This is a genomic window from Rickettsia endosymbiont of Seladonia tumulorum, assembly GCF_964030815.1.
In the GTDB taxonomy this organism is placed as follows: Bacteria; Pseudomonadota; Alphaproteobacteria; order Rickettsiales; family Rickettsiaceae; genus Rickettsia.
Genome location: NZ_OZ034963.1, coordinates 1,233,837 through 1,259,541, shown reverse-complemented (window position 1 = coordinate 1,259,541; position 25,705 = coordinate 1,233,837). Strand labels below are relative to the sequence as shown.

The window sequence follows — 25,705 nt, the reverse complement described above, 5'->3', positions numbered from 1 at the left end:
TATATTTTTTCTAGAGACTAATAATAAAACAGGAGAAAAATAACATGACTTATTGTGATAAATCTAATCAAACTTCCTATCCTTTTGTGCTACCTAATTTACCTTATGACAAAGAAAGTTTTAAACCACATTTTACTGCTGAAACTTTTGAGTACCATCATGGTAAACACCATAATGCTTACGTGCAGAATTTAAATAATTTGCTAAAAGATAAAGAAGAACTACAAAAAAAGAATTTAGAAGAAATTATAGACTGGTCATCGCAAAATCAAAATATTGCAATTTTTAATAATGCTGCACAGGTTTGGAATCATACATTTTTTTGGCATTCAATAAAGCCGAATGGTGGAGGAAAGCCAAGTGGTAAAATATTAAAGCAAATTAATGACGATTTTGGTAGTTTTGAAGAGTTTTGTGAACAGTTTAAAGCAGAAGCAACGGGGCAGTTCGGTAGTGGCTGGGCTTGGCTTGTATATCATAATAACAGATTACAGATTGTAAAAACTGCAAATGCTGGTACGCCTATAGCAAATGGTATGCAACCGCTTCTTGCATGTGATGTTTGGGAGCATGCTTATTATATTGATTATCGTAACAAACGTCCTGATTACGTTGACATTTTTATTAAGCATATGATCAATTGGGAATTTGTAGAAAATAATTTAACTAAATGAATATAAATTATGGCAGAAATAGAAAACTTTAAAAAAAATCGAAATTTTATTAAACCTATTGTTGATTTAAAGGAAGTTCAAGAAGAGCAAGTCAAATATATAGATGATCTAAAAGAAGTTCAAGAAACTCCAATTAGAAATATAGAAGATTCTAAAGAAGCTCTTATAGAATATGTAGCTTTTAGTGGTGGTGGGGCTAAAGGGGCTATATATTCAGGTGCTTATGCTGCACTAAAAAAAGCTGATCTTTTAGATAATGTAAAAGCTGTTGCAGGCTCATCAGCCGGTGCTATAACTGCAGCAATAGTGGCATTTGGTACACCAGCTGAGCGATTTGAAGAAATATCTAAAACTACTAATTTACAGGATTTACTAGGACAAAAAGGGTTTTCTGCTGGTGTTCTACAGTTAAATAAAGATGGTAAACCTTTATATAATTTGCTTGATAAAACTATAAAAGATAATGTAGGTGATTTTTTACAAAGACCAGATATTCTAAATGTCAAAGATGATAAAGATTTAGATGAGTTAAGAGAAAGACATAAAAGCGGTGGTAAAATATATTTTAGAGATTTAGCATTACTTCGAAAATATGATCCTGTTAACTATAAAGATTTAGTGGTTACGGCTGTTGAGAAAGATGCAGGTGTGCTAACTATTTTTAGCAGCCTTGATACGCCTGATGTTGAAGTTGCTTTAGCATGCCGTGCTTCTGCTTCTATCCCACTTGTTTTTGAACCAGTAGAAATTAATGGCAAAAAATATGTTGATGGTGGTTATTTGGATAACGTACCGACAAAATATTTTAAAGATAATGAGCCAGAATTTGATGTAAAAGAAATAACGAATGATACAGATGAGATTATATTAGCTAAAAAGCAAGGTAGAACTCTTTCTATGGCTTTTGGTGTTGGCATGGAAGCGGATGCAAATATTGCGATATATAGTGCTAGAGAATTTAAAAGTCCAGGTGAAATTGTAAAATTTTTAGCTGACGTATTATTTAAAATGATTGCAAAAATAGGTGGAAAATTTAAATATACCGACACTCTAAAAGAAACAAATGAGCAGCTACGTGAAAATGCTTTAAATACTGTTGTTTTAGATACCCAAGGAATTGATACTCTTGATTTTAAAGATGCCCAAAAATATGCTAACTATCTACATATTAAAGGATATTGCCAAACTATAGAATATACTAATAATCATGGGCTTGCTAAAGAAAAAGATAAAACGCTTGAACATCAGAAATTTCTATTAAATGTTTATGAAGTTTATGACAACAAGAATTTAAATAAAACCTTTGGAACCAAATTATTAGAAATGTTTATTCCGTCAAAGGAAAATAATGATTCCAAATGGCAACAAGGAGTCGTTGAAAACCATGATGATAAAGCAAAAATACTATTATCATTTTGTAATGTTAATGCTTTAACTAAAGAAAATTTACAACCACTTCTTACAGAATATGTAATAGCAGCTGCAACTAGCCGTAATGGTACATTAAAAGACAATACAAATTCAGTAAAAGCTTTATTCCATGTATTGAATGATCCGAGTACTTCTAATGAAGTAAAAGAAAGTTTTATAGAGGTGTTTTCTATAGATAAAAGTAAAGATACAAGATTTAATAAAACTAAAACTTATGATGAAAATATTGCTAAGTTCAAATTTACTAAAGATGATTTAGAATCGTTTATAACTAAAAATAAAAGCAATGCAATAAAGGTTCAAAATAAATATGCTCCACCTAAGCATAGGCAGCATGGGTAAACATATTGCTATTTATCTTTTTCTAAGATATTAATAGGGTCATCAAACTCTTTTAAATTTAAAGCTTTACTATCAAAGCTTATAGTAGAATCACATCCAGATATTTTATTAATTTTACCCAATAAAATATCTGAAAAGTCAGTGTTATATTTTTCATAATCATTGAGAGAGAGCCATAATATTTCAGCTTGCTCAAATGTAAATTCCGCAGTAGATAATATAATTCTTACTACTGAAATAATTTCTTTTTTAGAGTATTTATAGCCTCTTTCTAAAACCCAAATAAGTTCACAGATTACTATATTATTAATAAATATTGATCCTGTTTGATGCTCATATTGGGCTATGAATCTATTCACTATATTTGCCTGCTTTTCATCATCTTGCGTTAAATATCTAACTAAAATATTAGTATCAACTCCTATCATATCGACCTCTAATAATTTCATTCATTTCATCACAATTTATAGCTTTTTTAGGCTTAGGCAGAATACCTTTTAACTTGTGTACTGAATTATTAATTGGGACAAGAGCTATGTAATTATCTTGGATAATAAACTCAAGTTTAATACCTGAGGTTAAATTTAGCTGTTCTCTTATAAAATTGGGTATAGTTAACTGCCCCTTACTGGTAAGTGTAGAATAATAATTTTTCATAATTACCTTACTTTAAATATAAATTCTTACTTAACATAATAAAGTAAGGAAAAGAATTATTCAATTAAATTATTATTTATTTTGTTAATAAAAAAATTGTTTACTAACTTATTAATGTTATTTATAACTAATTAATATTAACATAATCTAAAGATTATTCATGGAATTACACCCACCTATCGATTCCAAATATGATTATAAAATCAATAATACAACCTCTAAAATTCTAAAAACATTCTTCTAATCTTAAAGCCATTAAAACCAGATAATGATCCAAGTGTTAATGTTGAAACTTTGGGTGCTGCACAGAATGACTCAGAGTTATTAAATTCTGACTAATTTATATTATGGAGTTTTTTGTTGTGTGGATCATTTACCCCTGTCATCCCGTGATTTATTCACGGGATCCAGTTAAAAATACTAATAAAATTAGTATTTTTTATTATTTTCTGGATACCGTGGACAAGCCACGGTATGACACCGAGGGCGTTTTTTTATCCACGCAACAATGCCACCACGGGATAACAATACAAAACTTTAAATAAGTCAATCTGATTTGTAAACTTTGTATGATAATTTGCAAAATGTCATTGCAAGAAAAATTAAATAAATCTAAAGATCAAAATAATTTATTTGTTATTAGTTAATATATATAGTATTATAGGTATATTAAGTATAATACGTAAAACTATATGAATATATCTGCAACTGAATTAAATAAGAATCCTGGAAAAATTATTGATCAAGCATTAAGAGAGCCAATAGTCATTAACAAACAAGGTAGACCTACTGTTGTTTTAGTAGATTATGAATATTTTACTAAACTTGAAGATGATTATTGGGGAAAGGCAGCAAAAAATATTACAGAACAACCGGAGTGGCTATCAGCAAAAGAATCAGAAAAATTTCTTAGAAGCTAATCCATGAGAGAAATAGTTTTAGAAAAAAGAGTAATAAAAACGTTAGAGCGTTACCCTGAAAAGCATCAGCGTCAAATAAAAAATAAAATTCTGTCTTTAATGGAAAATCCAATACCGAATGATAGTAAATTATTAGTAAGTTATCCTCATTTTCATAGATGCGATATCGGAGAATATAGAATAATTTACAGCTTTAATGAAAGTACGATTTACGTCATATTAGTTGGCAAACGTAATGACTCTGAAGTGTATAAGTTATTAAAAAATATTTTCTGAAAATAAAATCTTTATAAGTCTTACACTTTTTATTTATGGCGGTTAGCAAATCATATTTATTTGCTTCCACCATTTAAGTTATACTCTTCAATCACTCCCAATTAATCAATTTTTTAAAGTAATTGATTTTATATGACCAGAAATAATTTTCATTACTTTTTAAGGCTTTTATATCTAAAGCAAAATCATTTTCATCATAGATAAAAATTTTAATTAACTTGAGATATGATAAAGTACCGAGGATAATAGAGCGGAATAAACCTAAGAAAGATTTTAGCAATTATTTATCAATTATAAGTATAATTTTATTGCATGGCGATTTAAATAAACTACGAATTAAAGTATAATAAGCATAGGATTTATAAGGTTTTTTAGCTAGAATAAATTCTATCATTAAATCCCTATCTATCCCATCTGGATAGATTTCTCGCAATAATTCTTCGCTTTTAATAATAAAATCTAAATATGGCTCGATAAGGGTTATTCTTTTTTCTACACTATTATTCATGGCGGTTTAATCTCCTTTAAACTTAAATTATTCAAGTTGATCACCAAGAAACTAAATATCTCAATGGTGATCAGGGGATTGACAAACCGCTAACAAGAACAGCCATGATAACCTTTAAGCTTAAAATAATATTTAATTCTAAGCTCTGAACATGCGTTACCATCCCCCCGATCCTATGATTGAGGGTTACATCAATTAATGGTAGATGAAGCCACTTGTTAGTTAAGGGATGTCAAGCCCTGAAACAGCCCTAGCTGTTCCAAAAAGATTCTAAGCAAAACTTCAAATAAGTCAATCTGATTATTGATTAATCTTCAAAAATTATTATTTATTTTAAATTAAATATCTATTGTTTTTTTAAAACCCATCGTTATAATTCACTCATGTTTTTATTAACTTTAACTAAATTATAAAAATGAATATAAAAAGCTTTATATTAAGATTTTTTATTATCATATTTATTAGCATACATAATTTTACAGCATTGGGACAAAAAAGCCTACATTATGCTTTTATAACGACTCCTCTATTTGGCTATGTAAATCCTACCCTTGAAATTGTGCAAGCCTTAATTAAGTCAGGACATAAAGTTACTTACTTCAATGTTCCAGCTTATCAAAAACAAATAGAGAATTCAGGAGCAGTTTTTATACCATATCAAGGAACTGCGGCTTCAAATTTTGTAAAAGATGTAAGTTCTAAAACTATTGAATTGAATATATTATATACACAACTTGATAATATTCTTACAGAGGTAGAACCTGCCATCATAGAATTTTTTAATAAAAATGAAATTAATATAGTGATATATGATCAATTTGCGGTATGGGGGAAAGTTATAGCAGAAAAATATCATATTCCTGCTGTGTGTTCTAACCCCATGTTACTAGCTAAGCCTGAAGAATGGACAAAGTCACCTAATGTTATCCCTAGTGATAATAAAAATTTCCCATTTAATTATATGATAAGTAATCTTAGCTGTAGTAATGCTGATGAGATTATAGCTTATACTTCTTCTGAATTACAACCTGAATTTAGTAATCAAGAAAATATAATTTTTTTCGGTAAAAGATTTATTGATAAGCCTATAAGTGAAGCAGTGTTAAAAGATAACTCTTTAATTTATATCTCTTTAGGTACAGTAAATACTAATTTTGATTTATTTAATCAATTAATAGAATTTTTTAAAAATACATCTTATAAAGTTATAATTTCTGTAGGTAATAATGAAGAAATGTATAAAGAATTATCTTCAAAAAAATCTAGAAATATAGAGATTCATAAATTTGTTGATCAAACAAAAATTTTATCAGAGGCAGCTATATTTTTCACACATGTAGGTGCTAATAGTTTATATGAATCAATAAATGCTACTGTTCCAATAATAATGATTCCTCAAGCTGATGAACAAAATCTTAATGCTTGTAGAGCTAAGGAATTGCAATTAGGTTATATTCTGCAATCAGAAAATATTTCTAAGCAAGCAATACAAGATGCTTTTAATGATATGCGAAGTAACTGGAGTAAGTATAAAGAAAATATGCGTAAGTTAAGGGAAACTTTTGTAGATTCTGAGGATGCAAATGCATTAGCTTCAGATTTATCTCATTTGGTTACTATCGAAAATAGCGAAAGTCAGAGCGTTGCTAAATAGTTTTGGTCAATTTCTGCTTTGTTGCATGGCTTGGAAAATGCCCTATATGTCATTCCTGCTTAAGTCATTGCCTGCGTAGATCAAAAGCACCCTCGATGTTATCCCGTGGCTTGTTCATGGGATCCAGTCAATAAAAAGCATGAACATATTAAATTTCTCAAATTAAAAGCTCGATTACTCTTGCTTTTTTCTGGATTGCCACGCTCCTTTTAGTCCGCTCGCAATGACGATTTGGTATCCACGCAACAATGCCGCCACGGGATGACAATACAAAACTTCTTGCAAATGTTGTTGCATAATAAAGCTATCGCTTATATACTTTACGGGATAAATTAAATCCGTTAAAATTCTGCATGGTAAATAGTAATTTTTATAGAAATCTGGGACCAAGAAAGCTAACGGCAATTGCAGATTTCCTACAAGATTTTATAGAAGCTCCTAAAATTCATGAAGATGTAGCTATTCATGATATTAAAATTTTACAAGAAGCCTCTTCTAATGATATTAGCTTTTTGAGCAATATTAAATATTCTCAATTTTTAAAAAATACTAAAGCTGCAGCTTGTATCGTGCCAAAAGACTTTACTGGAGAAGTAAATCCCAATACTGTTTTATTGCGTGCTGAAAATTCATATTTTGCTTACGGCAAGCTAATAGATTTTTTCTATGCTCCGGTAAAATCGTATACTGCTAAAATAATGAAATCAGCTTATGTTGCAGAATCAGCAACTATAGGTAAAAATTGTTATATAGGTCATAATGCAGTTATTGAGGATAATGTTGTTATAGGCGATAATAGCATAATAGAAGCAGGCAGCTTTATAGGGACAGGAGTGGTTATTGGCAGAAATGCTAGAATCGAATCTAATGTATCAATAAATTATTCTGTTATAGGGGATGATGTTGTAATACTTTCAGGAGCAAAAATCGGACAAGACGGGTTCGGCTTTTCTACTGAAAAAGGTATGCATCATAAAATATTTCATACTGGAATTGTTAAAATCGGTAATAATGTTGAAATCGGTGCTAACACTACTATCGATAGGGGATCGCTGCAAGATACTATTATAGAAGATTTATGCCGTATAGATAATTTAGTGCAGATCGGGCATAGCGTCAAAATAGGTAAAGGCTCTATTATTGTAGCACAAGCAGGCATAGCTGGAAGTAGTGTAATCGGTAAATATTGTGCTCTTGGAGGGCAAGTGGGAGTCGCCGGACATTTAAATATAGGTGATGGAGCTCAGGTAGCAGCACAAGGCGGTGTAGCACAAAATATAGAAGCGGGTAAAATTGTTGGCGGTAGTCCAGCTGTACCTGTTATGGATTGGCATAGGCAATCTATTATTATGAAACAATTAATAAATAAGAGATCTAAATAAATGACTATCGATATTACCGAAATTATGGATTTGATACCTCATCGTTATCCGTTTTTATTAGTGGACAAAGTAGTTGAAATTGATCCTAATAAATCAATAACTGGCATTAAAAATGTTACTGTTAATGAGCCGCAATTTACAGGACATTTTCCGGCAAGACCTGTCATGCCTGGAGTTTTAATGGTTGAAGCTATGGCACAGCTTGCAGCTATATTAGTTGCTAAATCTCTCGGCTCTACTAAAAATAAAGAAGTATTTTTAATGGCTATCGAGAACTCAAAATTTCGCAAAGTTGTCCAGCCAGGGGATACAATGCATATTCATGCTACTATTGATCAGCAAAGAGCTAATGTATGGAAGTTTTCAAGTACGGTTAAAGTTGATGGTGAAATGGCAGCGGAGAGTAAATTTACCGCAATGATCAAAGATAAATCTTAAGGGTATACTCGATCAACTTGAAAAATTGGCTACGTCGCTTCTCATTTTTGATCCTCACGTTACTCGCGTGTACGCTGCGGTCAAAAATTCCGAGGCTTCTTGCTCTTTTCCAAGTTGATTCTCGTCTACCCCTTATATATTTGGAGTATAAATAGTGTCAAGTTCTAATACACAACCGGTAATCCATCCAACTAGTATAATTGCTGAAGGTGCAAAACTTGGTAAGAACGTAAAAGTTGGTCCATATTGTATTATTGGTCCAGAAGTAATACTGCATGATAATGTAGAACTAAAGTCTCACGTAGTTATTGAGGGGATTACTGAAATCGGGGAAAGTACAGTAATTTATCCGTTTGCGTCTATTGGTCAACCTCCGCAAATCTTAAAATATAATAATGAGCGGTCAAATACGATAATCGGTTCTAACAATATTATTAGAGAATATGTTACAGTGCAGGCAGGAAGCCAAGGCGGCGGAATGATTACAAGCATAGGAAATAACAATTTATTTATGGTTGGCGTTCATATCGGTCATGATTGCAAAATCGGTAATAATGTAGTGTTTGCTAATTATGTAAGCCTAGCTGGGCATATAGAAGTGGAAGACTATGTCATAATTGGCGGCTTATCTGCTGTTCATCAATATGCAAGAATCGGGAAATACGCAATGATTGGCGGTTTATCACCAGTTGGAGCTGATGTAATCCCTTTTGGTCTTGCAAGCGGCAAACGTGCAGTACTTGAGGGGCTAAACTTAATCGGCATGAATAGGAAAGGGTTTGATAAAGCAGAGTCTTTAAATGCTTTAAAAATAGTTCAGGAAATCTTTTTAGGTGAGGGTAATTTCGCTGATCGAATCAAGCAAGCTCAAGAGAAATATAAAAACAATTCTATAGTAATGCAAATTATCGATTTCCTTGAGCAGGGTAGTAACAGATCATTTTGTTCTTTTGAAAAAACAATGTCATTACGAGGAGAGCTACAAAGTAATTTGACGAAGCAACCCAATTAAAAAATCCTAAAATTAGCACTTTTTAAATATTTTTGTCATTACTATGCTCTTTAATATAGTAAGTCTATTAATACAAAAAAGCTTAACAAAAGAATTGTTAAGCCTTTTTTCTTTAAACAATAAAAATCTAGTCTTATTTATTATTCTAAATCAAGATTATTTTCTAATTCACCTATTATCTCTATAGATGTTTTAGAAAAGTTTATTAGATTATATGGATTATTAAAGTCTATTTTGCCTAAACTTAGCTCTAATGTACTTGCTCTTTCTGAAAAAATGATATTATTGTTTGGTTGATTTGTATTATGCGAATTAAGATAAAGGTTTGTAATAGTAGTATTTTGTTCAAGTGCATCGCTCAAATGAAGTATAGAAATATCTAAATTTCCAGATCCTGTTTCATTAAAGGTTTGATAGAATTTGATATAAACTTGCTGTTAAAGTCTTGATCAAAATCTAAAATATGCTCGATTTGATAACTAATTACCCCAGGATTTGTTTCGCTTTTTTGACTATCAATAATCTCTTTTTGACTTTTTATAGTGTCACTTAATTTTTGCTCAAGCTTTTTTTGATAATTTTCAACGATTTTATTTTTTTCTACTTCTGAGCTATTAAACCATTTAAGAGCAATTTCTTCCTCCTCATTTTCAGACTTACAATTTTTAATTCGGTCTATTTTATCAGTAATTTCTGAAATAGTTTCATCAATAAATTTAATATTAAGAAAATATATTTGATTTAAAAGTTCAGCGGTAGTTTTTTCTAAATTTACTGATTCCACTTTATTGGATAATTTCCATTTAATATATTCTCTGAAATTTGCCTTAAGGTCTATAAATTCATCTATATATTTTAGAATTAGAAATAGTTTTGGGTAATATATAGCTTTTTGAATTAATATTAAATTTAATATATTTAAAAACTTCTTTTTGTGTTTGGTAGTCAAATAAAAATTTTTGCTGTATAGATTCTGCAATAATTTGGATAACGCTATCTCTAAAATTAACTGCTTCTAATTCAATACTTATATCTGTCATCTTAAAAATCTTAATTTAAATTAACTTTTGTAGCGACAAAAATATATTAATAGTTAACTTATGTCAATAATGTTATAATTTAAATTATAGATATTATAAGGATGAATTAACAAAAATAAAGCTAGGGATTTAAAATAAGTAGTAGAATTTTAAATCCCTAAAGTATCTCTATATAACTCAAGCATAGCGTCCTGTTCAGCTAGCTTATCTTTATCAAGTTTTTTTAGCTTTAAAACAGTTTTCATCGCTTTAACATCAAATCCGTGTGAAGAAGCATCTTGAAAAATATCCTTAATTTCTTCAGATAGATCAGCTTTTTCTTGCTCTAACCGCTCTATTTTGCTTAAATATTGCTCTAATTGTTCTTTTACTACTACTTCAGACATAAAAAATTATTTAACCTTTTTAAATTTACTATATAATACAAATATCATTCTTATTCAATAAAATATTAATAATGCAAATTTATCCTTTGAGGCTTTTGCCTAATAAAATCGATTTTGATTTTATGAATTTTAAAAAAGTCAGTTACACTTTCTCAATTATTTTATCACTCATTAGCTTTATTTGGATTGGTATGTACAAATTTAATTTCGGTATTGATTTTGCCGGAGGTATAGTTATAGAAGTAAGGCTTGACCAAACGCCAGATTTACCAAAAATGCGTCAAGTTTTAGGTGAGCTTGGAATTGGTGAAGTAGTGCTGCAAAACTTTGGTAGTGAGCGTGACTTATCGATTAGATTTGGTAGTAGTAGCGAAGATAATTTAATGAAAAATATTGAGCTAATAAAGACAGCTTTACAAAATAATTTTCCTTATAATTTTGAATATCGTAAGGTGGATTTTGTTGGTCCGCAGGTCGGTAGGCAGCTAATTGAGGCAGGTACTATGGCAATGCTATTTTCGTTTGCGGCGATTATGGTTTATATTTGGGTGCGTTTTGAATGGTATTTTGGGCTTGGTATACTTATTGCTTTAGTGCATGATGTTATATTAGCACTTGGATTTATGAGTATAACAAAACTTGATTTTAACTTAAGCACCATTGCGGCAGTGTTAACTATCATAGGATATTCTGTTAATGATTCGGTAGTGATATATGATAGGATCAGGGAAAATTTACGTAAATATCATAAAAAAGGCATCACAGAAATCATAAATTTAAGTATTAATGAAACTCTATCTAGAACAATTTTAACAGTAGTGACTACTCTACTTGCTAATTTGGCACTTGTTCTTTTTGGTGGTGAAGCGATTCGTAGTTTTAGCGTACTTGTATTTTTTGGAATAATAGCAGGGACTTATTCGTCTATTTTTATTTCCGCTCCGATACTTACGATATTTGCCAATAGAAAATTTGAGAAAAAGTAAAAAAGCGTCATTGCGAGCGACTGTAAGGAGCGTGGCAATCTCATGAGATAGTACATGATTCCTAAGATTGCCGCGTCGCTCCGCTCCTCGCAATGACACAACAAGAGTAATTTATGCTGAAAAAAGAAGATAGAATTTTTACTAATTTACATGGTGAGCAAAGCCATGATTTGAAATCTAGCAAGAAGCGTGGTGATTGGGATAATACTAAAGCTTTGCTTAATAAAGGCAAAGAATGGATTATTGAAGAAGTTAAGAAATCGGGACTTAGAGGACGAGGAGGTGCAGGATTTTCTACCGGCACTAAATGGTCGTTTATGCCTAAAGAATCAAAAAAGCCATCTTATCTAGTAGTTAATGCTGATGAATCTGAACCCGGCACTTGCAAAGATCGAGATATATTAAGATATGAACCACATAAGTTAATAGAGGGGTGTTTGCTCGCCAGTTTTGCCATAGGAGCAAATAGCTGTTATATTTATATTAGAGGGGAGTTTTACAACGAAGCTTCCAATATTCAGCGTGCGTTAGATGAAGCATATAAAGATGGTTTGATAGGAAAAAATGCTTGCGGTTCAGGCTTTAATTGTGATATTTATTTGCATCGTGGAGCTGGAGCTTATATTTGCGGCGAAGAAACAGCCCTGTTTGAAAGCTTAGAAGGTAAAAAAGGTATGCCGAGGCTAAAGCCGCCTTTTCCGGCAGGCTTCGGATTATATGGCTGTCCAACCACTATAAATAATGTTGAATCTATTGCGGTAGTACCAACTATTTTAAGGCGAGGGGCTAGTTGGTTTGCATCGATCGGTAAGCCAAATAATACCGGTACTAAGATTTTTTGTATATCAGGTCATGTTAATAAGCCTTGTAATGTTGAAGAGGCAATGGGGATTCCTTTAAAAGAAATCATTGAGAAATATGCGGGCGGTGTTCGTGGTGGTTGGGATAACCTTAAAGCCATAATACCAGGTGGCTCTTCTGTTCCTCTGCTTCCTAAGTCTCTATGCGAAACTGCCGATATGGATTTTGATAGCTTAAAGGCAGCAGGTTCTAGTTTAGGTACTGGCGGGATTATTGTTATGGATAAATCAACTGATATTATTTATGCAATAGCACGTCTTAGTAAGTTCTATATGCACGAGTCTTGCGGTCAGTGTACGCCGTGCCGTGAGGGTACAAGCTGGATGTGGCGTGTTATGATGCGGCTCGTTAAAGGTGATGCCAAAAAATCCGAGATAGATCAGCTTCTTGAAGTTACAAAGGAAATAGAGGGGCATACTATTTGTGCTTTAGGTGATGCTGCCGCTTGGCCAATTCAGGGGCTTATACGTCATTTCAGAAGCGAGATTGAAGAAAGAATGCAATAGCCTTTATGTCATGTGTAGGGGCATAGGTGTTAACTTAAAGAGTATTATTGTTGCATGGGTCGAAAAACGCGTTCGGTGTCATCCCGTGGCTTGACCACGGGATCCAGAAAAAGAAGCCTAAATACAACAAGTTTTTAAAGCTAAAAGCTCGATTTTATCTCGCTTTATGCTGGATCCCGTGGTCAAGCCACGGGATGACACCGGTACTTAAGTTGATGCCCTAAGGATGACATACGAGCATTAATAACACAGCAAATAAATATAACTAAAAAAAACTTTATGCAAACAAATACTGAATCAAACAATAATAAAACAACTGCTCAAGAATGGAAATCTTTTATTTTAGTAGTAGTTGTTGCACTAATGATTAGAATATTAATAATAGAATCTTTTGTGGTTCCAACTGGGTCAATGAAAGCTACTATACTTGAAAATGATCGGATTTTTGGTACAAAATATAGTTATGGATATAGTAATTATTCTTTATCTTTTTTTGACTTTATTCATTTATTTAAGGGGCGAATATTTGCTCGCACGCCAGAGCGTGGCGATATCATAATTTTTCGTCCTCCTCACGAAATGAATACTAGATATATAAAGCGTTTGATAGGGCTTCCCGGGGATAAAGTGCAATTAATTGATGATGTAATATACATTAACGATGAAAAAATAGAGCGTATAGAGTCAGGAACTTATGTTAGTGAAGAGGGAAGAAAATATTTAAAATTTAAAGAAACATTGCCAAATGGCAAAACATATTTTTCTTATAAGCTTGCTCCTGTTTTAGGAATTATGTCTAACGATAAATATGGTAATACAGATGCTTTTTATGTACCGGAAGGGGAATATTTCTTTATAGGTGATAATAGAGATCAGTCAAATGATAGTAGGATTGATTTAGGTTTTGTGCCGTTTGAGAATTTTATTGCCAAAGCACAATTTATTTGGTTTTCAACAAAAATAACATGGTGGGATAGTGATATAGGGGTTGTTAATCTGATATTAAAGTTAAAGCCTTGGGTAGAGTCTATTAGGTTTAATAGGATATTTAGAAATCTATACAGCATAGAGGATTGATGGAGTCATTTAAGGAGTTAGAAAAATTACTAGATTATAGTTTTAAGAATAAGGCACTTTTAACAGAAGCCTTAAGTCATCCCTCTTTAAGACAGCATCATGAATATAAGGCTAATAAAGATTATGAGCGGTTGGAATTTCTAGGTGATGCAGTATTAAATTTAATTATCACAGAAATTTTATTTAATAATTTTAAAGAATATAACGAAGGAAACTTAGCTAAAATTAGATCATATTTAGTTTGTAAGGAAACAATTTGTGTAGTAGGAGCTAAGCTTGGTTTAAAAAATTATATTATTATGACTCATGGCGAAGAAATAGCCGGCGGGCGTGATAATCCTAATAATATTGAAAATGTTACGGAAGCTTTAATCGCAGCTATATATCTCGATAGTGATATTACTACAATTCATAATATTATAGGGAAATTATGGGCTGAATTTATAAAAGTCAAAGATTTAACAGATTATGACCCTAAAACCGCCTTACAAGAATGGGCACAAAGCAAAGATCATCATATCCCGATATATCGACTTATTAAAAGAGAGGGCGTAGCTCACTTATCAACCTTTACAGTATCAGTAAAAATAAACGGCTACGAGCAAACAGGTAAGGGACACTCTATAAAAGAAGCTGAAAAAAACGCCGCAAGAAGTTTATTGCATAGGCTTAAAAATGATTAAACAAAAAACAGTCTCAGTTTGTATTATCGGCAGACCAAATAGTGGCAAGTCCACTTTGCTAAATAGAATAATTGGCGAAAAGCTTTCGATAGTTACCCCCAAAGTTCAAACAACTAGGTCAATTATTACCGGCATTATTACCCTAAAAGATACGCAAGTGATCTTATATGATACGCCAGGGATATTTGAGCCGAAAGGGACTTTAGAAAAGGCAATGGTTAGATGTGCTTGGTCTAGCCTGCATAGTGCCGATATTGTCATGTTAATTATTGATAGCTTAAAGCCATTAGATAGCATAACGCATGATATTTTAAATAAGCTTTGCTCACTTAATATTGTCCCAGTAATTTTATTAAACAAAATAGATATTGAGTCAAAATATCTAAACGACATTAAAACTTTCTTAACAGAGCAATATCCTGACAGCTTACTTTTTCCTATTTCTGCTATATCGGGTGAGAATGTTAATAAGCTAATTGAATATATAACAAGTAAAGCAAAAATCGCTCCTTGGCTTTATGAAGAGGATGACATAACCGATTTGCCGATGCGTTTTATCGCCGCAGAAATTACGAGAGAACAGTTATTTTTAGGGTTGCAGCAAGAACTGCCTTATAAGCTAACTGTGCAAACCGAAAAATGGGAAGAGCTTGAAGATAAATCCGTAAAGATTAATCAGGTTATAGTAGTTTCAAGAGAAAGCTACAAAACTATAATACTCGGTAAAAATGGCTCAAAAATCAAAGAACTCGGAATGAAATCTCGCAAACAGATGGAACAGTTTTTTGGCTTCCCCGTGCATTTGTTTTTATTCGTCAAAGTGCGTGAGTTATGGGAAGATAATTCTGATTATTATCAACATATGAAAATATGAGGAATTCAAACGTCATTGCGAGGAGAGGCAATGCATCGACGCGGCAATCTCTGGAATCTTGTTTTTCTCATAAGAGTGCCACGCTCTTTTTAGTCGCGACGTTGTTACATGGCTCGAAAAACGCCCTCGGTGTCATACCGTGACTTGGGAACTAGATCCAGAAAAACAACTAAAAATATCAATGTTATTGATATTTTTAACTGGATCCCGTGAATAAATCACGGGATGACAGAGGAAAAATCGAGCCATGCAACAAAGCCTTTAGTCGCTCGCAATGACATTTTGAGAAAAATAATAATAAACTAAAAACAACAATGATAGTACTTGGGATTGATCCAGCACTTGGGAGTTTGGGATGGGCGGTGGTTGCAAAAGAGTCGGCAAAACTGAAATACTTAGCTAGCGGTACGATAAAAACAACTAGTAAAGATGAAATACATCATAGGCTTAGCTATATCAATAGTATATTAGAAAAAGTGATATTAGAATATAAGCCGAATATGGCAGCGATTGAAGAAACGTTTGTTAATACTAATAGCGTAACTTCGTTAAAGCTTGGCTATGCTAGAGGTGCTATAATGTCGCTGATTGGTAGATATGGTTTAGATATGCGAGAATTCAAACCTAACACGATAAAAAAAACTGTCACAGGATATGGTCATGCCGAAAAGGATCAGATTTTGCATATGATTAAGTTACTTCTGCCTGGCACTTCCCAAATTACTAACTCAGATGAAGCTGATGCTGTAGCAATCGCTTATACCTGTTTAGTTACGAAAAATTACTGAAATGAAGCCTATAATAATATTAGTCGCACCGCAAATGGGTGAGAATATCGGTGCTACCGCAAGAGCCATGAAGAATTTTGGCTTAGATGAGCTTAGAATAATAACCCCAAGAGATGGTTGGCCAAACGAACAAGCCCGCAATAATGCAGTTGGAGCAGTAAATATTATAGATGATGCAAAAATTTATAATAGCTTAGAGGAATGTATTAAAGACCTCGAATATTTATATGCGACTACTTGCATCAAGCGAGCGATGAATAAAGATTATGTATTTTCACAAAATTTGACTACCGATTATCCGAATTCTGCAAAAGTCGGGATAATGTTTGGGCGGGAAAATAATGGGCTTAGTAATGAAGAAATATCGCTTGCCAATAAGATTATCACTATTAATACTACAGAATTTAGCTCGCTAAACATCGCACAAGCAGTTATTATTGTATGTTATGAATTATTTCGTAATTCTGCATCAAGAGAAGATATTTATAATATTCAAAAACTTGCTACTAAAGAAGAAATAGATCATTTCCTAACAAATTTATTCGGAAAATTAGACAAAGCCGGATTCTTTAAAGCCCCTGACAAGAAACACTCCATGCAGCAAAATATTACCAATATATTTATGCGTATCAATAACCTTTCCACCCCTGAAGTCCAAACTTTACAAGGTATTATAAAGTCACTGAATCAATAATACTTAGCAACTTCTTAAATTCAGGAGTATAATTTTTGATATGTTCATAAATTTCATCGGCAAGCTTCTTATTATAGGTGTGTGAGGTCATATTACGATCAAGAAGCATGTGAATCCATAAATCTTCATCATTTATAATGCCCACTGCGTAAGCTTCTTTAATGACTTCTTTGGGATAATTAAGAACTATACCCATTTGAGCAAAATACTCTTTTAAAAATTTCCAAGCAAGTTCAAAAGTAAATTCAAATCTTTGAATTGTTGCGTCTATATAAGCACGATCTTCTGTGATTGGTTTTAAATAAATAGCTTCAAGTGCTATAAAAGCTTTACGAAAGTTTTCAAGTTTTGTTTTAAGTTTAATATTTATTTTTAACATATAAAATCTTTTTATTTCTTATTATATTTTCATAAAGCTCACGGCTTATTTTCGTGTTATCGAACCTGACACAATCTATTTTTAAAAGCGTATCAGCATCATTTATAATATCTACAACTTTTAACCATTCTTGATCTGTAATATTAGGGCAAATGATAGCAAGATCAATATCGGAACGCTCGTTGTTATCGCCTCTAGCACGAGAACCAAAAAGCCATATTTCTTCGATAAATGGTAAAGATTTTAGCTTTTTGATAAATATGTAGGATTGTATATCTTTATTCATTTAATTACCAGCTTTTATATTAAAGGTTTAATAATCTCAGCAACTCTTTCAGCTTCATCTAAAGGTGGATAGCTATACTCTTCTAATTTCGTTACAGACTCATCAAACATTTTTGCTATTTTCAGCTCAACCAGTTTTTTTACAAAAATTTTGTGCTTTGCAGAATTAAAATTTGAAGGGCAGAATATATAAAGAGGTTTGCCGCTTGAAGCTGCCTCGCTGCACATTGATATAGAATCGGCTGTAGAGATTATATATTTTGCTTTAGCGAGCATAGCGATATATGGGTTAAACCCTGTATCAGTAGTTGGATCATATATAATTGTTGAAATCGGCATGTTATTTTTAATAATTGATTTTACTGTGTCAGGTGTGCGTCTGCTAAAACTAATGAAAAAAGGAGTTTTTTGATTATCATATATTCTTTTTAACAATGAAGAAAAATGAATAGCTTCTTTTTCGGTAAAATTAAATTTTTTATTATTCCCGCCAATTATTATGGCAATAAATTCTTTAAGCTTAGGATAATGTTTTTGTAGTTCTGCCTCTGCTGTAGCAAATTTAGCAGTTACGTTATTGATAGCTCCGTTTATTGGGATGATGAAATCGTCATTGCGAGGAAATGCATAGCATTGACGAAGCAATCTAGTGAAAAAGTCCTGAGATTGCCACGCTCCTTGCAGTCGCTCGCAATGATCTTGATCATGATAAGGCAAGATCACCGCCTCAAACACTTCATAAGATAAATTAGGTTGCATTATTTGAATCAGTTTAATTTCTTTTTTTAACTTGTTTTTTAAATAAAATGCTAAAGCTGCCGTTCTTCTTCCAGCAGTAATAATTATGCTAGGCAAAGGTTTCGCCGTAATATCTTGTAATATCTCTTTTTTTATATGAATAGGATAATATTTAAGTAAAAAATTCGGCAACTTGGCTAAGCAATTATATTCAAGCCTAATGACTGTATATTCTTCTGCTAATTTTTCAGCAAGTGCAATTGCTTGGTGGTTATTTCCCGTTCTACTATCTGTAAACACCCAGATCATAAATATTCCTTTAAAGGTAATGTTAGTAAGTCGGTAAGCGGGAGTGATTTATCGCAAGCATAGGCTATTTTTGACATAACAGGAATTTGGGCTATTAAAGGTATGTTATATTTTTGTGATAAATGACTTCCACTATTACCATCAAATAAATCGCTCATATTCTCGATTATTCCGAGTATCAGTAAATTTAATTTTTGATATAAATCTATCGAGCGTACGACATCTATTTCCGACATTTTTTGCGGAGTAGTAACGATTACCACGCCGTTTAAATGATAATTCTCCAGCATACTTAAATGAATGTCCCCTGTCCCTGGTGGCATATCAATAATTAAATAATCAAGGCTATCCCATTTTGTCACTGATAATAATTGATAAATAGTTTTACTAGCCATAGGACCACGCCAAATAATTGCGGAATAATCTTTAACGAAGAAGCCTATAGATATTACTTCGATATTTTTTGCTCTTACCGGTATTATTCGCCCATTGACTGTTTGCGGCACTTCATTAATACCAAATATATGGGGAATTGAAGGTCCATAAATATCAGCATCAACTATGCCAACTCGGTAATTCTCTAAACTTAATTGCTGAGCAATAAGAGCTGAAATAGTAGATTTGCCGACTCCTCCTTTACCTGAAGCGACTAGGATAATCTTTTTAACATTCTCTACAAAATGTTTGGGTTTTTGAGGTTTTTTTTCCACTATTCTACTTTCAGTAAAAACAATAGTTATTTTACCTATGCCGACTATTTCATTAAGCTTTTTAATTGCTTCATTCTTTATTTCTTCTGCTTCTAATTTGTCAATGCCTGATATATCTATTGAAAAACCAACATTATTATGTTTAATTATAATATTTGATATAACTTGTTTTAAAAAAGTACCGTCTTTAAAAGCAATATTATGCAGTTTATCGATAATTTGGTTTTGGTGTAAATCAGCCATAATTAAATTTCCTTTTTAAGTCTGCTATAAGTTCGCAACTTGACGTTAAATACTATAATATATATAATCACTAAATCTTCAAATTTCAAAATTAATATAAAAAGCAAATGCTTAGTAAAAAATATATCCCAATTTTCAAAAAATCTCCGTGGAAAGATTTTGATAACGATAAAGATGATAACATATTCACAAGACCAAGAAAAAATCAATTTAATTTCAGTACAAAAACAATAATTTTAGTTGCTCTAGCATCTTTTGTTTTGTGGCTTGCCTCAGGTATTTATGAAGTAAAAGAGGGTGAAGAAGCGGCTGTAACAAGGTTTGGACGTTTTGTTCGTAAAGGTTACGCTGGTCTTAATTATCGTTTACCTGCTCCATTTGAAAAAGAAATAGTCGAGAAAGTTAAACAATCAAGACGAATTGAGATTGGATATCGTACAAATAATTCTGTGCGTAGTGGTGGTGATACCAAAAATATTGCCGGTGAAAGTATTATGTTAACTGGTGATGAGAATATTGTTGCTTTAAATTGTGACGTAATGTGGCATATTAGTAATCTTGAGGATTTTATGTTTAACGTACAAAAGCCTGAAGAAACAGTTAAGTCAACAGTAGAAAGTGCCGTTAGAGAAGTGATAGGGAACACGCCTATTTCTTGGGTATTATCTGATCAGAAGCAGGAAATTACTCATAAAATAGAAACATTAGCACAAAAAATTCTAGATAGTTATAACGTTGGAGTAATGATTGAAAAGGTGCAATTATTAAAAGCTGAGCCACCTGCTGAGGTAATAGATGCTTATAGAGATGTGCAAACTTCAAAAGCAGATAAAGAAAAAGAAATAAATCAAGCTCAAGCCTATAATAATAAAGTATTACCGGAAGCTAGAGGGGCAGCAGCTAGAATTATAGAAGAAGCAGAAGCCTATAGAGAGGAAATAATATCAAAGGCCGAAGGAGATAGCCAAAGATTTAGTGCAATTTATAACCAATATGCTGCAAATAAGCAAGTAACTAGAGACAGGCTATATTTAGAAGTAGCTGAAGAAGTATTAAGTGGTTCAAGTAAGACTATTATTAATAATGCTCTATTACCGCATATGTCTATTAAGTGATGATGTAGTGTCATCCAGTCATTGCGAGGAAATTACGAAGTAATTAACGAAGCAATCTCAGGAGTATCGCATTGTTTCATGAGATTGCCACGTCGATTCTACGAATCTCCTCGCAATGACGAAGCTAATTAAACAATAAAAAATGTTAAATTAAATGCAAAAGATTTACTATATAATTTTTACGGTTATTTTTGGGCTGATATTAATTTCTAGCTCACTATTTTCAGTTGATCAACGTCACTCTGCTGTAGTATTCCAATTTGGTGAAGCAGTAAGAACCATAGAAAAACCTGGACTACATATTAAAGTTCCGTTAATTCAAAATGTTGAATTTTTTGATAAGCGTCTTTTAGATGTTGAAGTTGAAGCAAAAGAGTTAACGGCTGCTGATGGTAAAAGAGTTATTGTTGATGCTTATGCTAAGTTTCAAATTAATAATCCTGTAATGTTTTATAAAACTGTTCATGATTATCAGGGAGTCAAAATTAGGCTGACTCGTAACCTTGAATCTTCAATGCGGAAAGTAATAGGTAAGATTTCACTAAGTAGTTTATTATCGCAAGAGCGTAGTAATGTAATGCTTAATATTTTAAATCAAGTAGACGGCGAAGCTAAAAGCTTCGGTATTGATGTGGTTGATGTTAGAATTCTAAGAGCTGACTTACCAAAGGAAAATAGTGCGGCTATTTATCGTCGTATGCAAACTGCTCGTGAAAAAGAAGCGACACAAATTAGGGCAGAAGGGCAAGAAGAAAGTGTTCGTATTCGCTCAAAAGCCGATAAGGAAAGTAAGATAATACTTGCTAAAGCTTACAAAGATGCCCAAATTATCAAAGGTGATGGTGACGAGAAAGCGGCTAAAATATATAATTCTGCTTATTCTGCCGATCCGGAATTTTACAAATTTTATAAGTCGCTTTTAGTATATAAAAATTCTTTAAAGAAAGAAGATACTAATTTTATCATTTCGCCCGATGCTGAAGTTTTAAAATATCTTAATTTAGCTAAGTAGTATATGAATCTGAAAATATTTTTTGTTATAATAATTTTAATATTTAATAACAATGTTTTAGCGAAAGAAAATAATAAATCTTCAAAAGCAATAGATTTGGAGGAGGAAAGTGAGTTTACTGAAATAAATTCCATACCTCTAAAAGTAAATAATGCATCACGTTATAGTTTTGCTGATATAGTTGAGCCTTTAATCCCTGCTGTTGTTAATATTTCTACTATAGAATATGTTAATAGTAAGGCAGAAGCTGCAGAAAAAGATCCTTTACAAGAAAAAAAACCTCTGGATTTCATTAATGATTTTCTAGAACGTCTTAACATACCTCTTAACCTTGAAGAAGTTGACCCTACTCCAAAAGCGATGCCGCTCGGTTCTGGCTTTATTATTGAACCTAATGGTTTGATAGTTACAAATTATCACGTGATTGCTAATGTTAGTAAAATTAATGTAAAATTAGCTGATAACACTGAATTACCAGCTAAACTAATAGGTAGTGATACTAAAACTGATTTAGCTCTTTTAAAAATAGATGTTGAGGAACCGCTGCCTTTCGTCGAATTTGGTGATTCAAATGATGCAAGAGTAGGGGACTGGGTTATTGCAATCGGTAATCCTTTCGGTAATCTTGGTGGTACTGTTACTGCGGGTATTATTTCTTCAAAAGGACGGGATATTGATATTGACACTAACAATATAGTCGATAATTTTATCCAAACAGATGCGGCAATTAATAACGGCAATTCTGGTGGTCCTATGTTTAATCTGGATCAAAAAGTAATTGGTGTAAATACGGCAATTTTTTCACCGCTTGGCACTAATATAGGTATTGGTTTTGCTATTCCTTCAAATACTGCAAAGCCTATAATTGAGCGTCTTAAAAAAGATGGTAAAATAAATAGAGGTCGTCTTGGTGTAACAATACAAGATTTGACCGAAGAAATATCAGAAGGATTAGGGCTAAAAGACACTAATGGTGTGTTGGTTGCTAAAATCCAAAAAGATGATCCAGGTGATAAAGCAGGCATCAAAACAGGTGATATAATATTAGAATTTGCAGGGCAGACAGTTAAAAATACTAAAAGATTACGTGTAATTGTTGCTGATATTCCTGTCGATCAAGAAGTGAAAGTAAAAGTATTAAGAGACGGAGAAACAATAGAACTACCAATAAAAATGACTTCAGATAATGAGGAAGTTAAACAAGAAGCTGTAGAAGAAAATATAGAAAAAGTTACCAAGAAAGAAGATAATGGCACGTCTATTGTAAAAAGTAATATCACTTTTAGTAACTTGACTGAGGAGTTAAAGCAAAAATTTGCTATATCTGATGATAAGGTAGGATTAGTTATTACGAATGTTGATGAAGAAGATAGTAGCTTTAGAGTTGGTGATTTAGTAAGTAATGTTAACCAAGAAAGCATAAGCGATATAAATAAACTAGAAGAATTATATGAAAATGCTAAAAAATTTGATTGAGAGAGGTGATAGTAGTATGTTCGTGCCATTATCGGTTACTAATTAAGTATCATGTCGTGGCGGTGTTATCTGCGTGGATACCAAATACGTTATTGCGAGCGACTGTAAGGAGCGTGGCAATCTTAGGAGATTTTTATGAGATTGCCACGTCGCTTTGCTCCTCGCAATGACAATAAAAACAACCAATACCATAATTTATGAGTGAAAAAATTGCAATTTTAAGTGCATATAGTTTTGTAAATATAGAAGAGCCGGAAAGCTTAATACCGAAACTATTATTTGTCGGTAAAAGAAAATATGTTAAAGGTACTATCTTATTATCGAAAGAGGGTTTTAATGGTTCTTTTTCAGGTTCATATGAAAGTGTAAATCTTGTACTTGAGGAATTAAAAAAACTAACTAATGCGAAAGACGTGAATGTTAAAATAAATTACAGTGAAATACATCCTTTTCAAAAGTTAAAAGTCAGGCTTAAAAAAGAAATCGTTGCGATGAATGTTGACAATTTAAATGTTAATCTGTTTAAAGGCGAGTATATAGAGACAAAAGATTGGGATGAATTCATTACGAAACAAGATGTTATAGTAGTGGATACACGTAACGACTATGAAGTGGAAGTCGGTACATTTAAATCGGCAATTAATCCTTATACTGAAACATTTAAACAATTTCCGGCATGGGCTGAGCAAAATGCTGAATTACTTAAAGGTAAGAAAATTGCAATGTTCTGTACCGGCGGCATACGTTGTGAGAAATCTACTAGCTTACTGAAAAGTATGGGACATGAAGAGGTATATCACTTAAAAGGTGGTATATTGCAATATCTAGAAGATACACAAAATAAGAATAATTTATGGCAAGGTGAGTGCTTTGTTTTTGATGATAGAAGAGCGGTGGCGGATGATCTAGCACCTGCTGAAGGGTACTGGCTCGAGAGAAAGTAATACTCGCTTTATTTGGAAAATTGGCTACGTTGTTTTTTGCTTTTAATCCTCACGTACTATATGTACGCTGCGGTTAAAAGCTTCAAAACGCCTTGCTCTTTTCCAAATAAAGCTTCGTCTTAAAAGTATAATACAAACCAATAATATAATATGACTAAGACCAAACAAGAAATTTATAATAAGCGTCCGATTTCGCCGCATTTAACTATATATAAGCCGCAAATAAGTTCTACCTTATCGATTTTGCATCGTATGACAGGGGTAGCTTTATTTTTTGCAGTTTCAATTTTGGCATGGTGGTTTATTCTCAGTAAATTTAATAGTAATTATATACAGCTAGCTAATTGTTGTTGCATTATAAAAATATGTTTGATCCTAACTAGCTTTGCTTGGTTTTATCATTTATGTAACGGCATCAGGCATTTATTTTGGGATATTGGATTAGGCTTTTCTATAAAAGCAGTTAATTTAACAGGCTGGAGCGTGGTTATTTGTTCTGTCTTATTTACGATATTGTTGTGGGTGTAGTAATATTATTTGTCATCTCATGGTTTGCTGGTGTTGTTGATGGGGCTTGTCATCCCGTGGCTTGTCCACGGGATCCAGCCTAAAGCGAGATAAATCGAGCTTTTAATTTTAAGAAGTTATTGCGTTTATATTTTTACTGGATCCCGTGGACAAGCCACGGGATGACACCGAGGGCGTTTTTTGGATCCCGCTACAAGCTCGCGGGATGACATACTTAATAACAAAAAAAATGTGTTTAGAGAAAATTAATGACATATGATTTTAGAGCAGAGATTGTAAAAGCAAAAAATACTGGTTCTGCTAAAAGTGGTTCACATCATTGGTTGCTACAAAGAATTACCGCTATTATATTAGTGTTGTGTTCTTTATGGTTACTATATTTTACGCTAGCCCATAAAAACAGTGATGTAAATATTATTATTTGGGAACTGAAAAGACCTATTAATTTAATACCTTTATTAATCGCAGTAATTACTTCTTTATATCATGCCATGCTTGGAATGCAGGTAGTAATAGAGGATTATATAAGCTGCAACAAGTTACGGAATACATTAATTATAGCAGTGAAGCTATTTAGTATTCTAACTATCATAGCTTTTATAGTAGCTGTGTTTTATAAAGGATAATTAATAAATGTGTCATGCCGTGGCTTGACCACGGCATCCAGAAAATAATAAAAAATACTAATATTATTAGTATTTTTAGCTGGACCCCGTGGACAAGCCACGGGGTGACAATAGTGGAAGAAACCCATACAAACATTTAAAAATAGAAAAT

Annotated in this window: 32 protein-coding genes and 2 pseudogenes; 22 read left to right on the top strand and 12 right to left on the bottom strand. The window is 32.4% G+C overall.

All coding sequences use genetic code 11. The annotated features are described in order from the left end of the window. The first annotated feature begins 44 nt into the window (after positions 1-44). Positions 45-674, top strand: coding sequence for a superoxide dismutase (locus AAHF54_RS06320; RefSeq protein ID WP_341788415.1), 630 nt, complete (start codon positions 45-47; stop codon positions 672-674). A gap of 9 nt (positions 675-683) precedes the next feature. Continuing rightward, a complete protein-coding gene (locus tag AAHF54_RS06315) occupies positions 684-2,447 on the top strand; it encodes a patatin-like phospholipase family protein (protein ID WP_341788414.1) in 1,764 nt (587 codons plus the stop codon). 8 nt (positions 2,448-2,455) lie between these two features. On the opposite strand, the gene AAHF54_RS06310 is transcribed toward AAHF54_RS06315, so the two are convergent. Both AAHF54_RS06310 and AAHF54_RS06305 read right to left on the bottom strand, forming a co-directional pair. Further along, positions 2,456-2,875: a type II toxin-antitoxin system VapC family toxin gene (locus AAHF54_RS06310; protein WP_342169950.1), complete on the bottom strand. Its 420-nt coding sequence runs from the start codon at positions 2,873-2,875 to the stop codon at positions 2,456-2,458. Beyond that, positions 2,862-3,104, bottom strand: coding sequence for an AbrB/MazE/SpoVT family DNA-binding domain-containing protein (locus tag AAHF54_RS06305; RefSeq protein ID WP_341788412.1), 243 nt, complete (start codon positions 3,102-3,104; stop codon positions 2,862-2,864). Before AAHF54_RS06305 ends, AAHF54_RS06310 begins: the two co-directional genes overlap by 14 nt. A 692-nt stretch (positions 3,105-3,796) precedes the next feature. On the opposite strand from AAHF54_RS06305, the gene AAHF54_RS06295 reads away from it, so the two are divergent. Continuing rightward, on the top strand, positions 3,797-4,024 hold the full coding sequence (locus tag AAHF54_RS06295) for a type II toxin-antitoxin system Phd/YefM family antitoxin (RefSeq protein ID WP_341788411.1): 228 nt from the start codon (positions 3,797-3,799) through the stop codon (positions 4,022-4,024). A gap of 3 nt (positions 4,025-4,027) precedes the next feature. After that, positions 4,028-4,300 carry a type II toxin-antitoxin system RelE/ParE family toxin gene (locus AAHF54_RS06290; RefSeq protein ID WP_341794492.1) on the top strand — a complete coding sequence of 91 codons (273 nt, stop codon included), beginning with the start codon at positions 4,028-4,030 and terminating at the stop codon, positions 4,298-4,300. A gap of 91 nt (positions 4,301-4,391) precedes the next feature. On the opposite strand, the gene AAHF54_RS06285 is transcribed toward AAHF54_RS06290, so the two are convergent. After that, positions 4,392-4,580 carry a hypothetical protein gene (locus tag AAHF54_RS06285; protein WP_342169949.1) on the bottom strand — a complete coding sequence of 63 codons (189 nt, stop codon included), beginning with the start codon at positions 4,578-4,580 and terminating at the stop codon, positions 4,392-4,394. Beyond that, positions 4,581-4,808 carry a hypothetical protein gene (locus AAHF54_RS06280; RefSeq protein ID WP_342169948.1) on the bottom strand — a complete coding sequence of 76 codons (228 nt, stop codon included), beginning with the start codon at positions 4,806-4,808 and terminating at the stop codon, positions 4,581-4,583. A 415-nt stretch (positions 4,809-5,223) separates the two neighbouring features. On the opposite strand from AAHF54_RS06280, the gene AAHF54_RS06275 reads away from it, so the two are divergent. The 4 genes from AAHF54_RS06275 to lpxA all read left to right on the top strand — a co-directional run bounded on the left by AAHF54_RS06275 (position 5,224) and on the right by lpxA (position 9,294). Then, positions 5,224-6,462, top strand: coding sequence for a glycosyltransferase (locus tag AAHF54_RS06275; RefSeq protein ID WP_342169947.1), 1,239 nt, complete (start codon positions 5,224-5,226; stop codon positions 6,460-6,462). 353 nt (positions 6,463-6,815) lie between these two features. Then, positions 6,816-7,844: a UDP-3-O-(3-hydroxymyristoyl)glucosamine N-acyltransferase gene (gene lpxD, locus AAHF54_RS06270; protein ID WP_341788407.1), complete on the top strand. Its 1,029-nt coding sequence runs from the start codon at positions 6,816-6,818 to the stop codon at positions 7,842-7,844. Continuing rightward, positions 7,845-8,282, top strand: coding sequence for a 3-hydroxyacyl-ACP dehydratase FabZ (fabZ, locus tag AAHF54_RS06265; protein ID WP_011477847.1), 438 nt, complete (start codon positions 7,845-7,847; stop codon positions 8,280-8,282). It abuts the gene before it with no gap. Positions 8,283-8,463: 181 nt separating this feature from the next. Next, positions 8,464-9,294 carry an acyl-ACP--UDP-N-acetylglucosamine O-acyltransferase gene (gene lpxA, locus AAHF54_RS06260; protein ID WP_410526062.1) on the top strand — a complete coding sequence of 277 codons (831 nt, stop codon included), beginning with the start codon at positions 8,464-8,466 and terminating at the stop codon, positions 9,292-9,294. Positions 9,295-9,434: 140 nt separating this feature from the next. Here the strand turns inward: lpxA and AAHF54_RS06255 are convergent, their stop codons facing one another. The 4 genes from AAHF54_RS06255 to AAHF54_RS06240 form a co-directional block, all read right to left on the bottom strand. Beyond that, positions 9,435-9,656: a hypothetical protein gene (locus AAHF54_RS06255; protein WP_341788405.1), complete on the bottom strand. Its 222-nt coding sequence runs from the start codon at positions 9,654-9,656 to the stop codon at positions 9,435-9,437. Positions 9,657-9,673: 17 nt separating this feature from the next. After that, positions 9,674-10,078: a hypothetical protein gene (locus AAHF54_RS06250; protein ID WP_341788404.1), complete on the bottom strand. Its 405-nt coding sequence runs from the start codon at positions 10,076-10,078 to the stop codon at positions 9,674-9,676. 58 nt (positions 10,079-10,136) lie between these two features. Then, a complete protein-coding gene (locus AAHF54_RS06245; RefSeq protein WP_341788403.1) occupies positions 10,137-10,334 on the bottom strand; it encodes a hypothetical protein in 198 nt (65 codons plus the stop codon). 149 nt (positions 10,335-10,483) lie between these two features. Beyond that, on the bottom strand, positions 10,484-10,720 hold the full coding sequence (locus AAHF54_RS06240) for a DUF2312 domain-containing protein (protein ID WP_011477844.1): 237 nt from the start codon (positions 10,718-10,720) through the stop codon (positions 10,484-10,486). Positions 10,721-10,791: 71 nt separating this feature from the next. On the opposite strand from AAHF54_RS06240, the gene secF reads away from it, so the two are divergent. The 7 genes from secF (at position 10,792) to AAHF54_RS06205 (ending at position 17,189) form a co-directional block, all read left to right on the top strand. Beyond that, positions 10,792-11,706, top strand: coding sequence for a protein translocase subunit SecF (secF, locus tag AAHF54_RS06235; protein ID WP_341788402.1), 915 nt, complete (start codon positions 10,792-10,794; stop codon positions 11,704-11,706). A 113-nt stretch (positions 11,707-11,819) separates the two neighbouring features. Next, entirely contained in the window at positions 11,820-13,073 is a 1,254-nt protein-coding gene (gene nuoF, locus AAHF54_RS06230; protein WP_341788401.1) for an NADH-quinone oxidoreductase subunit NuoF, read from the top strand. Between the two features lie 279 nt (positions 13,074-13,352). Further along, positions 13,353-14,150 carry a signal peptidase I gene (gene lepB, locus AAHF54_RS06225; RefSeq protein WP_342169946.1) on the top strand — a complete coding sequence of 266 codons (798 nt, stop codon included), beginning with the start codon at positions 13,353-13,355 and terminating at the stop codon, positions 14,148-14,150. After that, the gene (gene rnc, locus AAHF54_RS06220; protein WP_341788399.1) at positions 14,150-14,833 is read left to right on the top strand and encodes a ribonuclease III; all 684 of its coding nucleotides are present in this window, start codon (positions 14,150-14,152) and stop codon (positions 14,831-14,833) included. The genes lepB and rnc overlap by 1 nt, the downstream gene beginning before the upstream one ends. Next, positions 14,826-15,707 carry a GTPase Era gene (era, locus tag AAHF54_RS06215; RefSeq protein ID WP_342169945.1) on the top strand — a complete coding sequence of 294 codons (882 nt, stop codon included), beginning with the start codon at positions 14,826-14,828 and terminating at the stop codon, positions 15,705-15,707. The genes rnc and era overlap by 8 nt, the downstream gene beginning before the upstream one ends. Positions 15,708-16,021: 314 nt before the next feature. Further along, positions 16,022-16,495 carry a crossover junction endodeoxyribonuclease RuvC gene (gene ruvC, locus AAHF54_RS06210; protein ID WP_341788397.1) on the top strand — a complete coding sequence of 158 codons (474 nt, stop codon included), beginning with the start codon at positions 16,022-16,024 and terminating at the stop codon, positions 16,493-16,495. A gap of 1 nt (position 16,496) precedes the next feature. Then, positions 16,497-17,189, top strand: coding sequence for an RNA methyltransferase (locus AAHF54_RS06205; RefSeq protein ID WP_341788396.1), 693 nt, complete (start codon positions 16,497-16,499; stop codon positions 17,187-17,189). On the opposite strand, the gene AAHF54_RS06200 is transcribed toward AAHF54_RS06205, so the two are convergent. The 4 genes and pseudogenes from AAHF54_RS06200 to AAHF54_RS06185 form a co-directional block, all read right to left on the bottom strand. Then, entirely contained in the window at positions 17,167-17,568 is a 402-nt protein-coding gene (locus tag AAHF54_RS06200) for an HI0074 family nucleotidyltransferase substrate-binding subunit (RefSeq protein WP_341788395.1), read from the bottom strand. The two genes, AAHF54_RS06205 and AAHF54_RS06200, sit on opposite strands and share 23 nt — an antisense overlap. Beyond that, complete coding sequence (locus tag AAHF54_RS06195) at positions 17,549-17,854, bottom strand: nucleotidyltransferase domain-containing protein (protein ID WP_341788394.1); 306 nt, start codon at positions 17,852-17,854, stop codon at positions 17,549-17,551. The genes AAHF54_RS06200 and AAHF54_RS06195 overlap by 20 nt, the downstream gene beginning before the upstream one ends. 4 nt (positions 17,855-17,858) lie before the next feature. Continuing rightward, positions 17,859-18,900 (bottom strand): annotated as a pseudogene (locus AAHF54_RS06190) (mitochondrial fission ELM1 family protein). Next, positions 18,897-19,853 (bottom strand): Mrp/NBP35 family ATP-binding protein, encoded by a 957-nt coding sequence (locus AAHF54_RS06185; protein ID WP_342169944.1) that lies wholly within the window; start codon positions 19,851-19,853, stop codon positions 18,897-18,899. Before AAHF54_RS06185 ends, AAHF54_RS06190 begins: the two are co-directional and overlap by 4 nt. A 107-nt stretch (positions 19,854-19,960) precedes the next feature. Between AAHF54_RS06185 and hflK the strand changes: the two genes are divergently transcribed. From hflK to AAHF54_RS06150, 7 genes and pseudogenes are all read left to right on the top strand, one after another. After that, a complete protein-coding gene (gene hflK, locus AAHF54_RS06180; RefSeq protein WP_341788391.1) occupies positions 19,961-20,968 on the top strand; it encodes an FtsH protease activity modulator HflK in 1,008 nt (335 codons plus the stop codon). A 154-nt stretch (positions 20,969-21,122) separates the two neighbouring features. Then, a complete protein-coding gene (gene hflC, locus AAHF54_RS06175; RefSeq protein ID WP_342169943.1) occupies positions 21,123-21,980 on the top strand; it encodes a protease modulator HflC in 858 nt (285 codons plus the stop codon). 3 nt (positions 21,981-21,983) lie between these two features. After that, positions 21,984-23,502 (top strand): annotated as a pseudogene (locus tag AAHF54_RS06170) (Do family serine endopeptidase). A gap of 151 nt (positions 23,503-23,653) precedes the next feature. Then, a complete protein-coding gene (locus AAHF54_RS06165) occupies positions 23,654-24,400 on the top strand; it encodes a rhodanese domain-containing protein (RefSeq protein WP_341788389.1) in 747 nt (248 codons plus the stop codon). Positions 24,401-24,550: 150 nt separating this feature from the next. Next, on the top strand, positions 24,551-24,928 hold the full coding sequence (sdhC, locus tag AAHF54_RS06160) for a succinate dehydrogenase, cytochrome b556 subunit (protein WP_341788388.1): 378 nt from the start codon (positions 24,551-24,553) through the stop codon (positions 24,926-24,928). Between the two features lie 248 nt (positions 24,929-25,176). After that, a complete protein-coding gene (gene sdhD / locus AAHF54_RS06155; RefSeq protein ID WP_341788387.1) occupies positions 25,177-25,554 on the top strand; it encodes a succinate dehydrogenase, hydrophobic membrane anchor protein in 378 nt (125 codons plus the stop codon). A gap of 14 nt (positions 25,555-25,568) precedes the next feature. Then, positions 25,569-25,694 (top strand): hypothetical protein, encoded by a 126-nt coding sequence (locus tag AAHF54_RS06150; protein ID WP_342169942.1) that lies wholly within the window; start codon positions 25,569-25,571, stop codon positions 25,692-25,694. The last annotated feature ends 11 nt before the right edge of the window (positions 25,695-25,705 follow it).

Excerpts from the sequence above, each read along its gene's own strand:
- fabZ (WP_011477847.1), top strand. The coding sequence starts at position 7,845 with ATGACTATCGATATTACCGAAATTATGGATTTGATACCTCATCGTTAT.
- hflK (WP_341788391.1), top strand. The coding sequence starts at position 19,961 with ATGCTTAGTAAAAAATATATCCCAATTTTCAAAAAATCTCCGTGGAAA.
- rnc (WP_341788399.1), top strand. The coding sequence starts at position 14,150 with ATGGAGTCATTTAAGGAGTTAGAAAAATTACTAGATTATAGTTTTAAG.
- AAHF54_RS06275 (WP_342169947.1), top strand. The coding sequence starts at position 5,224 with ATGAATATAAAAAGCTTTATATTAAGATTTTTTATTATCATATTTATT.
- nuoF (WP_341788401.1), top strand. The coding sequence starts at position 11,820 with ATGCTGAAAAAAGAAGATAGAATTTTTACTAATTTACATGGTGAGCAA.
- AAHF54_RS06200 (WP_341788395.1), bottom strand. The coding sequence starts at position 17,568 with ATGTTAAAAATAAATATTAAACTTAAAACAAAACTTGAAAACTTTCGT.
- sdhC (WP_341788388.1), top strand. The coding sequence starts at position 24,551 with ATGACTAAGACCAAACAAGAAATTTATAATAAGCGTCCGATTTCGCCG.
- hflC (WP_342169943.1), top strand. The coding sequence starts at position 21,123 with ATGCAAAAGATTTACTATATAATTTTTACGGTTATTTTTGGGCTGATA.
- AAHF54_RS06290 (WP_341794492.1), top strand. The coding sequence starts at position 4,028 with ATGAGAGAAATAGTTTTAGAAAAAAGAGTAATAAAAACGTTAGAGCGT.
- AAHF54_RS06245 (WP_341788403.1), bottom strand. The coding sequence starts at position 10,334 with ATGACAGATATAAGTATTGAATTAGAAGCAGTTAATTTTAGAGATAGC.
- AAHF54_RS06185 (WP_342169944.1), bottom strand. The coding sequence starts at position 19,853 with ATGGCTGATTTACACCAAAACCAAATTATCGATAAACTGCATAATATT.
- lpxD (WP_341788407.1), top strand. The coding sequence starts at position 6,816 with ATGGTAAATAGTAATTTTTATAGAAATCTGGGACCAAGAAAGCTAACG.
- AAHF54_RS06165 (WP_341788389.1), top strand. The coding sequence starts at position 23,654 with ATGAGTGAAAAAATTGCAATTTTAAGTGCATATAGTTTTGTAAATATA.
- sdhD (WP_341788387.1), top strand. The coding sequence starts at position 25,177 with ATGACATATGATTTTAGAGCAGAGATTGTAAAAGCAAAAAATACTGGT.
- AAHF54_RS06320 (WP_341788415.1), top strand. The coding sequence starts at position 45 with ATGACTTATTGTGATAAATCTAATCAAACTTCCTATCCTTTTGTGCTA.
- AAHF54_RS06310 (WP_342169950.1), bottom strand. The coding sequence starts at position 2,875 with ATGATAGGAGTTGATACTAATATTTTAGTTAGATATTTAACGCAAGAT.
- AAHF54_RS06195 (WP_341788394.1), bottom strand. The coding sequence starts at position 17,854 with ATGAATAAAGATATACAATCCTACATATTTATCAAAAAGCTAAAATCT.
- secF (WP_341788402.1), top strand. The coding sequence starts at position 10,792 with ATGCAAATTTATCCTTTGAGGCTTTTGCCTAATAAAATCGATTTTGAT.
- AAHF54_RS06205 (WP_341788396.1), top strand. The coding sequence starts at position 16,497 with ATGAAGCCTATAATAATATTAGTCGCACCGCAAATGGGTGAGAATATC.
- AAHF54_RS06280 (WP_342169948.1), bottom strand. The coding sequence starts at position 4,808 with ATGAATAATAGTGTAGAAAAAAGAATAACCCTTATCGAGCCATATTTA.
- AAHF54_RS06305 (WP_341788412.1), bottom strand. The coding sequence starts at position 3,104 with ATGAAAAATTATTATTCTACACTTACCAGTAAGGGGCAGTTAACTATA.
- AAHF54_RS06150 (WP_342169942.1), top strand. The coding sequence starts at position 25,569 with ATGCCGTGGCTTGACCACGGCATCCAGAAAATAATAAAAAATACTAAT.
- AAHF54_RS06315 (WP_341788414.1), top strand. The coding sequence starts at position 684 with ATGGCAGAAATAGAAAACTTTAAAAAAAATCGAAATTTTATTAAACCT.
- AAHF54_RS06240 (WP_011477844.1), bottom strand. The coding sequence starts at position 10,720 with ATGTCTGAAGTAGTAGTAAAAGAACAATTAGAGCAATATTTAAGCAAA.
- ruvC (WP_341788397.1), top strand. The coding sequence starts at position 16,022 with ATGATAGTACTTGGGATTGATCCAGCACTTGGGAGTTTGGGATGGGCG.
- lepB (WP_342169946.1), top strand. The coding sequence starts at position 13,353 with ATGCAAACAAATACTGAATCAAACAATAATAAAACAACTGCTCAAGAA.
- era (WP_342169945.1), top strand. The coding sequence starts at position 14,826 with ATGATTAAACAAAAAACAGTCTCAGTTTGTATTATCGGCAGACCAAAT.
- AAHF54_RS06295 (WP_341788411.1), top strand. The coding sequence starts at position 3,797 with ATGAATATATCTGCAACTGAATTAAATAAGAATCCTGGAAAAATTATT.